At 61.0% G+C, this 10,201-nt stretch carries 10 protein-coding genes; 6 read left to right on the top strand and 4 right to left on the bottom strand.

The window, feature by feature from the left end; all coding sequences use genetic code 11:
* Positions 1-74: 74 nt before the first annotated feature.
* From Q0J60_RS03340 to Q0J60_RS03315, 6 genes are all read left to right on the top strand, one after another.
* Positions 75-713 carry a TetR/AcrR family transcriptional regulator gene (locus Q0J60_RS03340; protein WP_294438815.1) on the top strand — a complete coding sequence of 213 codons (639 nt, stop codon included), beginning with the start codon at positions 75-77 and terminating at the stop codon, positions 711-713.
* Positions 714-785: 72 nt separating this feature from the next.
* On the top strand, positions 786-2,579 hold the full coding sequence (locus tag Q0J60_RS03335; protein WP_294438814.1) for an ABC transporter ATP-binding protein: 1,794 nt from the start codon (positions 786-788) through the stop codon (positions 2,577-2,579).
* Entirely contained in the window at positions 2,572-4,326 is a 1,755-nt protein-coding gene (locus Q0J60_RS03330; protein WP_294438813.1) for an ABC transporter ATP-binding protein, read from the top strand. The genes Q0J60_RS03335 and Q0J60_RS03330 overlap by 8 nt, the downstream gene beginning before the upstream one ends.
* Before the next feature lie 24 nt (positions 4,327-4,350).
* Complete coding sequence (locus Q0J60_RS03325; protein ID WP_294438812.1) at positions 4,351-4,932, top strand: MptD family putative ECF transporter S component; 582 nt, start codon at positions 4,351-4,353, stop codon at positions 4,930-4,932.
* Positions 4,932-5,627, top strand: coding sequence for an energy-coupling factor transporter transmembrane protein EcfT (locus Q0J60_RS03320; RefSeq protein ID WP_294438811.1), 696 nt, complete (start codon positions 4,932-4,934; stop codon positions 5,625-5,627). Before Q0J60_RS03325 ends, Q0J60_RS03320 begins: the two co-directional genes overlap by 1 nt.
* A complete protein-coding gene (locus Q0J60_RS03315) occupies positions 5,618-7,066 on the top strand; it encodes an ABC transporter ATP-binding protein (protein WP_294438810.1) in 1,449 nt (482 codons plus the stop codon). The genes Q0J60_RS03320 and Q0J60_RS03315 overlap by 10 nt, the downstream gene beginning before the upstream one ends.
* 70 nt (positions 7,067-7,136) lie before the next feature.
* Here Q0J60_RS03315 and Q0J60_RS03310 read toward each other — a convergent pair whose 3' ends face one another.
* The 4 genes from Q0J60_RS03310 to Q0J60_RS03295 all read right to left on the bottom strand — a co-directional run.
* A complete protein-coding gene (locus Q0J60_RS03310; RefSeq protein WP_367178772.1) occupies positions 7,137-7,424 on the bottom strand; it encodes a metal-dependent transcriptional regulator in 288 nt (95 codons plus the stop codon).
* A complete protein-coding gene (locus Q0J60_RS03305; RefSeq protein WP_294438809.1) occupies positions 7,421-9,010 on the bottom strand; it encodes an ABC transporter ATP-binding protein in 1,590 nt (529 codons plus the stop codon). Before Q0J60_RS03305 ends, Q0J60_RS03310 begins: the two co-directional genes overlap by 4 nt.
* Positions 9,004-9,762, bottom strand: coding sequence for an energy-coupling factor transporter transmembrane component T (locus tag Q0J60_RS03300; RefSeq protein WP_294438808.1), 759 nt, complete (start codon positions 9,760-9,762; stop codon positions 9,004-9,006). Before Q0J60_RS03300 ends, Q0J60_RS03305 begins: the two co-directional genes overlap by 7 nt.
* The coding region (locus tag Q0J60_RS03295; protein WP_294438807.1) for an MptD family putative ECF transporter S component at positions 9,762-10,201 on the bottom strand (440 nt) is incomplete at its 5' end. The genes Q0J60_RS03300 and Q0J60_RS03295, both read right to left, overlap by 1 nt.

Raw genomic sequence — 10,201 nt, 5'->3', positions numbered from 1 at the left:
ACATTGACTAACTTTGGTGGCAAAATCCCCAACACGAAAGATAGCTAAGTTATTTTTGGAGGGAGGTGACCGCAGTGAGCAACGGCAACTACCAGGAGACGCACGAGCGCATCTTGAAGAGCGGTCTTGCGGCGTTTCTGGAAGAGGGGTTCGAGAAGGCGAACCTGCGCAGGATCTGCAAGGCTGCCGGCGTGACCACCTGGGCGTTCTACAAGCATTTCAAAGACAAGGAGGCGCTCTTCTCGGAGCTGGTCGAGCCGCTGGCGAGCATGATTCGCAAAGCTTACGCCCAAGGCGAGAAGCGAGGTTTCGCCGGGTACGACGAAGGGAAGCCCGTGACCCCGGAGCAGGTGCGCGCCGCGCTCGAGGCCAAGGCGGCGGGGACGCTCGCGACCACGGCGATGCTGTACTCCCATCGCGACATCTACGAGCTCCTTGTGTTCCGCTCCTACGGCACCCCCTACGAGCACTTCCTGGACTGGCTCGTCGACGAGGAGGACAGGACCACCCTCCGCGTTCTCGAGCTGATCCACGGCGCAGAGAAGGCTCGAACCGTCATCTCGAAAGAGTCTCTCCACATCGTCAACCACGCGTTCTACAGCGCTCTTTCCGAGAATATCATCCACGCGAAGAGCATCGAGGAACTCAACGCGACAACCGAGGTCATTTCAACGTTCTTCAATGCGGGCTGGGAGAAATATCGCACGCTTTAACGGCTCTTTCTTTTTTTGCCGTCAAAGATAACTAAGTCATTATTAACCGAGACTATACTTGAGGTGATGCCCATGGCAGAGACAAGCGAGCAAGACCGGCAACGGGACGAAGCGGGGCGAGAGGCTATCAGGCGCCTGTCTGGTTCCGTCAGGGGGCGCGTCATGCTGGCGCAGGCGTTCACCGTGCTTTCGGCGCTTCTGTCCTTTGCGCCGTATTTGGCTTTGGTGTGGCTGGGGGACCTGTTCCTAGCGGGGGAAGGCCCGCTCGCGCAGGCCGATGCGTCCAAGGTGCACGAAATCGCGCTCCTTCTCGTTATGACGTTCCTCTCGCAGCTGTTCTTCCGCGCTCTCGCGCTCATTATCACGCATTTTGCCGACATGAAGCTGCGCTACGTCATCCGCAAGGGTATCGTCGAGCGGCTGAGCCACGCGCCTCTTGCTTGGTTCAGCGCTACGGAATCCGGCAAGGTCAGAAGCGCTGTGCAGGATGACACGAAGACGGTCCACACCGTCATCGCGCACGGGCCGGTCGATCGTCTCAACGGCGTTTTGCAGCCGATGGTCCTTCTGGCCTTCATGCTCTGGGTCAATTGGCGTCTGGCGTTGATCGGCATCGCCACAATCCCCCTCTATTTTCTGCTGCAGACGCTCTCCATGAAGGATATGGGACCGAAAACCGCCGAGATGAACGGGCATCTTGCACGAGTGTCCTCGACGATGGTCGAGCTCGTGTCCGGCATCAAGGTGGTCAAAGCGTTCGGGAAGACGGGAGAGGCGCATCGTAATTACGCGGACGCCGCATCGGCATTCTCAAAGTCGTACTGGGACTGGTGCGCCCCGCTCATTGGGCTTTGCTCGATTGCCGGCGAGCTCATCTCCTCTCCCTTGCTTCTGCTGATCAACCTCTGCGGCGGCGCGATCGTCATGGGGGCGGGGCTGGCCAGCCTCCCCCAAGTTCTCGCATGCTCACTGATAGCCATCGTCCTGCCGACCGCCATCAGCGCTGTCGCCAACAGCACATGGTCGTACCAGATGGCCGGTGCCGCCGCTGTCAGGCTGTGCGGGATCCTGGACACGCCGTCGATTTCCGAGTCGGAAACCCCGATGAAGCCCGACGGGGTCGTCATTGAGGTGAGCGACGTGTCGTATTCCTACGGCGATACCCAGGCCTTGCGCGGCGTCAGCCTTGTCCTCAATCCCGGCACCATGACGGCGCTCATCGGCCCGTCAGGCTCGGGAAAAACGACGCTAGCCACGCTCATCGCGCGTTTCGACGATCCGGAAAGCGGCTCCATCCGCCTCGGCGGCGTCGACCTGCGAGACATCTCCTCCCGCGACCTCTACAGCTCGATCTCGTTCGTGCTCCAGGATCCCATGCTGATTAACGCCTCCATCGGGAGGAACATTTCTTTAGCGAAGCCAGAGGCTTCCCTGGAAGAGATTCGGGAGGCTGCCCGCACAGCACAGATCGACGATTTCATCATGTCGTTGCCCAAGGGGTACGACAGCGTTTTAGGAACGGACTGCTCGCTTTCCGGCGGCGAGAGCCAGCGCGTGAGCATAGCGCGCGCCCTTTTGGCCGACGCGCCGATTCTCATCATGGATGAGGCCACCGCTTTTGCTGATCCGGATTCAGAGCTCGAAATCCAGAAAGCGCTAAACGCCTTGGTCGAGGGCCGAACCGTTCTGGCCATCGCCCACCGGCCCAACGCCGTTCTAGGTGCCGATCAAATAGCCGTGTTGGAAGAAGGCAGGGTCGTCGCCCTTGGAACGCATACGGAGATTCAAGACAACGAGCATTACCAGGCGCTTCTCAAGCAGGGAGGCCTCTGCGGCAGTGAAGAAGAGGGCGATGCAGATGAGTAATTCCAAACGCTTCTTACCGAGGCTTCGTCGTTATATGGTCGAGAGCGATAGGCGCCAGCATCGCTTGGGAACTCTGCTCTACGCCCTTTCCGGCGTGATGTGCGGCATCGGTCTCGCCATCATGATGCCGGCAGCCATGGCCCTCCAGTCCGGCGATTCCCAATGGGGCCTGACGTTTTGGGGCTGGGCGGTCGCGCTTGCATCTGTGGCGGTCGTCGGCTCGACAGCCTCGTTCTTCGGTACCAAGCTCAGCTATGCGGCAGGGTTGGGCTTCATGCGCAATATGCAGGTGGTCATCGGGAACAAGGTGTCGCGCTTGCCATTAGGCTGGTTTAAGGCGGATAGTGCCGGAAGGCTTTCGCGCATGGTTACGCAGGAGATGATCTCGACCGGACAGGCCGCTGCTCTTTATGTTGGCCAGCTTATAAAAAACGCTGCCGCCGCAATCGTGTTCTGTGCTGCCGTGTGGCTTTGGAGCTGGCAAATTGGAATCATGCTGACGCTTTCCATCCCTATCCTTTTCCTTCTTCTGCGCGCTTCGCAGGCATGGGTCGGCAAAGGGCCCGGGCTGGAGGATTCCGCCGAGCGAGACATCGCCGCAAGGATAGTCGAGTTCGCGCGATGCCAGGGAGCGCTGCGCGCTTGCCGTGCGGGCGCCGACTATGCGGAGCTTGAGGATAGTTTCGTAGAAGGCAGAAAGCGGTCGGTCCGCGGTCTGTGGTGGAGCGCCCTCGGCGAAATCCTTTCTGGAGCAAGCGTGCAGATGCTCGTTGTGAGCATGATCATCGCGGTGAGCTACTTGGGTGCAAGCGGAAGCATCGGGGCGCTTGAAACAGTGGTCATGATCGGCGTCGCACTAAGGTTCACCACGCTCCTCAACGAGATCGCCTCAGCCCTATTCGGGATGGAGGACCGTCGGGCAATGCTCGACGGCATGGACGAGGTCGTCGAAGCGGCCGAGCTGCCGGTTGTGGACGCGTCGAAAGCTTGTCCTACCGACGCAAGCGTCCGGATGGGAGAGGTTCGCTTTTCCTACGTGAAGGAGAAGCCAATCCTTCGTGGAGTCGATCTCGACGTTCCGGAAGGCAGCATGGTCGCCATCGTGGGCCCGTCTGGCTGCGGCAAGACGACCATGCTCAAGCTAATCGCGCGTTTTTACGACGTCGACGACGGAGCGGTCAGGATCGGCGGCGTAGACGTCCGCGATATGACGACAGAGGATCTTTTCGCTCGGGTGTCTTTCGTTTTCCAGGACGTCTATCTCTTTAACGACACGCTGCGAAACAACGTCCTTATGGCGAACCCGGATGCTTCGGAGGAGCAGCTTCGCGCGGTCGCTGACCTTGCCGGGGTGACGGAGGTCGTCGAGCGCCTTCCTGAGGGCTGGGAGACGCTGTGCGGCGAAGGAGGTCGCTCGCTTTCCGGCGGCGAGCGGCAGCGCGTTTCCATAGCCCGCGCGCTTCTCAAGCAGGCCCCCATCGTGCTTCTGGACGAGGCGACGTCGGCTCTCGATGCGGAAAACGAGAAGAACGTCGTTCGTTCAATAGAGACGCTCAAACGGGGCTCCACGCTCATCGTGGTCGCGCACAAGCTCGAAACCGTGCGCATGGCGGACAAGATCGTGGTCATGGACAGCTCGGGCAAGGTTGCGGAGATGGGAACGCACGACGAGCTGATCGACCTCGAAGGAGAATACAAAGACTTCTGGGACAAGCGCACCGCGGGCTCCCAGTGGCAATTGGCATAGCAAACCGAGCAAAAGGAGGCTCACATGAAACTGAAGGACATCGCGACAATAGCGGTACTGGGAGTGATCGGATTCGCCCTCGGGATGGGCGTCGGCATGATAACAGGCATGTTCGGCGCGCTTTCCATGTACGTCTCGGCGGGATTCGCGGCCTTCTTCGTCGGTCCCGTTTACACCATCATGGCGCGCAAGGTGCAAAAACGGGGGACGGCTTTCTGCTTCTGGTTGATCTACGGCGTGCTCTACGCGATCATGGGCTTTGCCGTCGCGACGCCCCTGTGCCTGATCGCGGGCATCGTCGCAGAGATCATCGCCGGCGACTACGGAAACAAGAAGAGGGTGTGGCTGTCGTTTTCGGCATCGATGTTCATCTACTCGATGCACATGATAGTGTTCGTGCTCGTTCTGGGATCTGATGGACTGGCGACTTTCGTCGAGAGCATCTCGCTTGAACAGGCGCAGCAGATGGTGTCGATGTACACAGTCGATATGATGGTCATCTGCGTGCTGATCAATATTGTAACCGAGCTTCTGGCCGGGCGTTTCGGAATGTTCATTAACGACAAGTTCTTCGAAAAGGGCGCGAAGGAAAGCAGGCTGGGTTGATGGGGCGAACGGGTTTGCTCGACGGCGGGCGCGAGGGGCATCTGCACCCGCTGACGCTCTTCGCGCTGACGCTTCTGGCGCTTATCCAAGCGTTTCTCGCCAATCAGCTGGTATATGCCCTCGTGCTGGCGCTGTCGTTTCTCGTCCTTTTGGACGTCTCGCCAGCGTCCTTCTTGAGGCAGCTCGCGCTCTTTGCGGTGGCATGCGGGGTCGTGCAGCTGATCCTGCATGTCGACATCGGCTATGTCACGAGCATCTTCCTGGGCGTGGCGGTTTTGGTGGTGAGGGTCTTCCCCGTCGTCAACGTCGGTTGCGCCCTCATGATGACGAGCTCCTCGAAGCTTCTGGCGAGCATGCGCAAGCTGCACGTTCCGAACAAGGCCGCGGTCGGCGCAGTCATAGGGTTGCGCTTCCTCGACGAGATGGGCGATCGTGTGAAGGAGATAAAGCGTGGGATGCGGGTTCGCGGGCTGCGCCCGAGCCCGCTTCGCCCGGTGCGCGCCTTCGAGCTCTACTTCGTTCCCCTTGTGTACAAGTGCCTGCACGTGAGCGAGACGCTCGTCTCCTCCGTGATTTCGAAAGGAATCGAAGCGGATTGTGAAAAGACGAGCTACCGAAGTCTCTCCTTCGGTCTGCTTGACGGTGCCGCCTTGGGCGCCGGAGTCGCTCTTTTGGGGGTCGCGGTATGGGTGTGATTGACATCGACATTCGGTCTTTCTCGTACAAGGGAGAAGATCTCGCGGCGTTGAAGAACGTGCGGTTTTCAGTGGAGCGCGGCGAGCTCGTCGTGCTCACTGGCAACTCCGGATGCGGGAAGACCACTCTCATGCGGGTTATGAACGGCCTGATTCCCGATCAGTACGAAGGTGAGCTCGATGGGAGAATCGAGCTTCTCGGGAAAAGCCTGGGAGAATTTTCCTCCGGCGAGCTTGCCCGTGCGATCGGCAACGTGTTCCAGAATCCGACCGACCAGTTCTTCACCCGCAAGGCGGCCGACGAGGTGGCCCTCGTCGGCGAGAATCTGGGCATGCCTCGCGAGGAGCTGATCGAAAGGGTCGAGTCGGCTTTCGAGAGCATGAAAATCGCGCATCTGGCGGGCAAGGACCTCATAGGCCTCTCGGGAGGAGAGAAGCAGCGCGTCGCCATAGCCTCGACGCTCGTCTACGACACCCAGGTGATTTTCTTCGACGAGCCGTCCGCCAGCCTCGACCACGAAGGGATAGAGGACTTTCGCCGAATCCTCGCCGATTTGAAGGCCCTCGGCAAGACCGTTGTCATCGCCGAGCACAGGCTTTACTTTCTGGCGGATCTCTACGACAGGCTCTACGTCATGGCAGGCGGTCAAATCATCGATTCGTTCGCAGCGGGTCGGCTTCGTGCTGAGGATTGCGCGCGCTATGGGCTTCGTGCACTTGATTTGCACGGCTTGAATCCGGAAAACCACCGCCAGCTCGGAGCAGAGGCTGCCTCAATGAAGGGCGTTTCGGTCTCCGCAGGCGGGCGAGCCCTGATCGGGCCCTTGACGCTCTCTTTGCGAGAGGGCGAGGTTATGGGCGTCCTTGGGGCAAACGGAGTCGGAAAGAGCACGCTCGCCCGGGCGATGTGCGGCCTTGCGGGCGGTCGACAGGCCTTCTCGTGGGGAGTTCGACTTCGACAGAGGCTTCGCCGATCGTACTACATGATGCAAGACGTCGATTACCAATTGTTCTTCGACACGGTGGAAAACGAAATCCTGACCGACCAGAAAAACATCGACGACAACCGTCTCAACGAGGTAGCGCGTATCGTCAAGGCCATCGACCTATGGGACAAGAGGACCGAGCATCCGCAAAACCTATCAGGGGGCCAGAAGCAGCGTTTGGCGCTGGCTTGCGCCTTTCTGAGCAGCAAGGAGATCGTCGTTCTGGATGAGCCGACATCGGGACTCGACTTCATGCACATGGCGAGGATCGCCGGGCTCATCGAGGAGCTTGCCGAAGGCCGTCCCGTGGCCGTCATCACCCATGACCTTGAGTTCCTGTTCAAGGTCTGCACTTCGGCTCTGATGGTGGGGCGAGATGGCTGCGAAATGGTCGATCTGCGGGCGCGCGGATCCAGCGAAACCGTCCTTAGGTTTATGGGATGCGTTTGCTAGCTGTTTTCATTTGACGCGGCGGAGTTCGACTTCATGGTCCTTTCCGGAGGATAGAAGAGGCGTGCTGCATTCACCCCAGCGTCAAGGAGCGCCCCTCGAAGAAGCGGTGTTTAGATAGCGTCTCCTCGGCAAGGCGCTCGCCTGCGACGATCGAACGAACATCGTGGTCAGCCACCTCAACAAGCCCCTTACGGGCCAGGTTGCCGAGCGCCTTGGAGACGCTCGGCTTGGAGCGGCCGAGGCGCTCGGCGATGTCCACGTTGCGGCACGACCCGCGCAGGCGGCGGATGACGAGGATGGCCTCGAGGTAGTCTTCGGATGATTCGCGGTGGCCAACCCTGCACCTTTTGCCCGTCATGAGAAATACTCCTCGAGTCGGCATGACACGTCCGTGTCCGACAAAGGCCCCGACCAGGAAACGCGGCCGTTCTCGAGGAACAGCGCCTCGTCGCAGCAGCGCGACACCAGCTCGGGATCGTGGGTGATCACGAGGCAGGTTACGCCCAGGTTCGAGAGATCCCTGAGATTCCTCGCGGTGTCGAGCATGTGCGCCCAGTCAAGGCCGCTCGTCGGCTCGTCGAACACGCACACGCGCCTGCCGCTCGCCACCGCGCTCGCTATCGCGACGCGCTGCTTCTGTCCGCCGGACAGCGCCATGGGATGCGACTCCTCAAGACCGGAGAGGTCGAGTCCCGACAGCACTCGGCCGATCGCCTCCTTGTCGGCATCGCGCCCGCTGCCACGCAGGGACAGTGCGACCTCCTCCGCTACGCTTTCTGTGAAGAGCTGGTGGTTGACGTCCTGCATGACCATGTAGCACAGCCGCTTTCGCTGCGAGGGGCGCACGACGACTCCGTCTATCGACATGTCGTCATCGCATCGTTTCTCGAGCCCGCAGAGGCAGCGGGCGAACGTCGATTTCCCGGCGCCGTTGTCCCCGACCACCCCGACGATGGCGCCCGCGCGGAACGAGGCATCTTTCACGTCGATGCCCTTGGGGCCTGACGGAGATGGGCGTCTGTCGTGGCCGGCACCGCCAAGCGACTCGAGCGGGCCGGAGCCCTGTTTGTGCGTGAACCTCATTCTGCGTATCTCGACCCCGGGAGCTGCATCTTCGCTCGAAGGCTTCCCGAAGCCGGGCACCTCAGCCTGATTGTGGAAAGAAACCGGCGACACCGACCGGAGGCCGAGCGCGTGGAATTCCTCGTCCGCCATGGACGCAACCTGTTTCGCCGTTCGATCCCACGCAACGTGACCGGACTCGAGCATCACGAAGCGATCGGCGACATCTAAAAGGTAGCCGAGTCGATGCTCCGCCACGATCACGGTCCGACCCTCGGCCTTCCATTCCGCGATGATGCCGGACAGCATTCGTATCGCCTTCATGTCGAGGTTCGAAGCCGGCTCGTCGAGAACCATCACGCCGGGACGGTGCGCCGAGGCGCTCGCGCACGCGATCTTCTGCTTCTCGCCGCCGGACAATCGGAAAAGACTGCGATCCAGCAAGGGTCGGAGTCCGAATCGCTCCACCGCATCCTCGAGAGCGGCATCGATGCGGCTCACGTCCCACCCCATGTTCTCGCAGGCGAATGCCAGCTCGCTTGTCGTATCGACGTTGAAGAACTGGCTTCTGGGGTTCTGGAACACGCTGCCGACGCGCGCCGCCGTCTCGGTTATCGGCTCGACGCTCGGGTCGATGCCGCCGACCGAGACCTCGCCCCACAGGTCGCCTTCGTAGAAATGGGGGATGAGGCCGTTTACGAGCCTGGTCACCGTTGTCTTGCCGCATCCGGAGCGGCCGCAGAGCACGACCACCTGGCCCGCTGAAATGTCAAGGCACACATCATCGAGCGCAAGTCGCCCGCCTTCCGCCCCTTTGTGCCGGAAGGAGACGTGCCTGATGCTGACCGGAACGCCTTGCGCCGCGCGGTTGGAGGCTACCATCCTACCATCCCCTTCGCCATCGCTGCCACGGCGAGAGCGGCCATCACCGCAACCATCGCCGCATCCGCGGACCCGAACCCGACGACGCAGCGGTTGGTGCGCTTCGCCGAACCGCCGAGACCGCGGGTAACGCTCGCTGCCGACAATTCGTCGCCGATCTTGACCATGCTCGCTATCAAGGGGACGAGCCGGTACTCGACCATGGCGACGGGACCGCTCTTCCAGCTCACGCCGCGCAATTGCATGGCATCCCGTATGGAGCGGTACTCCTCCGCCACCGTGGGGAAGAAGCGGAAGATGACGGCGAACGGGATGATCACCTTCTCGGGAAGCCTCAGCCTCGTGAAGGCCGCGACGAACTCGCTCACCTTCGTGCTCGCGAGCAGGTAGTACGCGAACATCGTGCCGGGGAAGAACGAGAGAACCATGGATGTCAAGAACCGCAAGACCACCGCTGCCAAGCTCATTGATCCCAGCGCCTCGAGAAGAAACGCCTCGTTCACCATCTCGAGAGCGAAAGCCGCGAGATACGCGACCGCAAACGCCGCAGCCGCCCGCCGCATTCGGGCCAAAGAGAGAAGGGCGACGAGCACCCCCGCAGTGGCGAACTTGATGACGAACCCCGCCGGCGTGTATCCCGACGTCAGGAACGCCACGTTAGCGCACAGCAGCATCGCTATCTTCGTTCGCGGGTCCAACCAAAAGCCGCGCCCTTCTGCAGGAGGGATGGCTTGACGCGCAACCGCTTCCATCAGGCGATACCCGCGCGCTCGAAATGCTTGCGAAGGACCTTGGTGCCGATAGCCGCCCCGACGAGCGCGCAGACGACGATTCCCGCGACGACGATGGCGAGCATCCCTCCGGAGAGGTACGCCATCATCTCGTTGACGAAGGCATCGCCTTGACTCGCGCGGTACGGCTCGAAATACGCCTGCCCCAGGATCCACATGGGAAGCATCGTCCCGATCACCCACAGCGAGAACACGCAATGCGATGCCACTGAGCATTTCAGGCTCTTGTACCCTCCGGCGCGCAGGATGAGGTCGGCGATGAGCCCGCATGCGATGCCGAAGCACAGACCGATCGGGCCGTACCCCATGAGGAACGAGATGAGACCCAGAAGTGCTCCCATGATGGTCACCATTCCGAAGGAGCGGACCTTCGTGTAGAAGAGCATCTGCGGGATGCCCG

The sequence above is a fragment of the uncultured Slackia sp. genome, assembly GCF_944321625.1.
GTDB lineage: Bacteria > Actinomycetota > Coriobacteriia > Coriobacteriales > Eggerthellaceae > Slackia.
This window is presented reverse-complemented; position numbering and strand designations above follow the sequence as displayed.

Bases quoted from the DNA above. Each gene is read 5' to 3' on its own strand.
- Q0J60_RS03335 (WP_294438814.1), top strand. From the start codon at position 786: ATGGCAGAGACAAGCGAGCAAGACCGGCAACGGGACGAAGCGGGGCGA.
- Q0J60_RS03330 (WP_294438813.1), top strand. From the start codon at position 2,572: ATGAGTAATTCCAAACGCTTCTTACCGAGGCTTCGTCGTTATATGGTC.
- Q0J60_RS03325 (WP_294438812.1), top strand. From the start codon at position 4,351: ATGAAACTGAAGGACATCGCGACAATAGCGGTACTGGGAGTGATCGGA.
- Q0J60_RS03320 (WP_294438811.1), top strand. From the start codon at position 4,932: ATGGGGCGAACGGGTTTGCTCGACGGCGGGCGCGAGGGGCATCTGCAC.
- Q0J60_RS03315 (WP_294438810.1), top strand. From the start codon at position 5,618: ATGGGTGTGATTGACATCGACATTCGGTCTTTCTCGTACAAGGGAGAA.
- Q0J60_RS03310 (WP_367178772.1), bottom strand. From the start codon at position 7,424: ATGACGGGCAAAAGGTGCAGGGTTGGCCACCGCGAATCATCCGAAGAC.
- Q0J60_RS03305 (WP_294438809.1), bottom strand. From the start codon at position 9,010: ATGGTAGCCTCCAACCGCGCGGCGCAAGGCGTTCCGGTCAGCATCAGG.
- Q0J60_RS03300 (WP_294438808.1), bottom strand. From the start codon at position 9,762: ATGGAAGCGGTTGCGCGTCAAGCCATCCCTCCTGCAGAAGGGCGCGGC.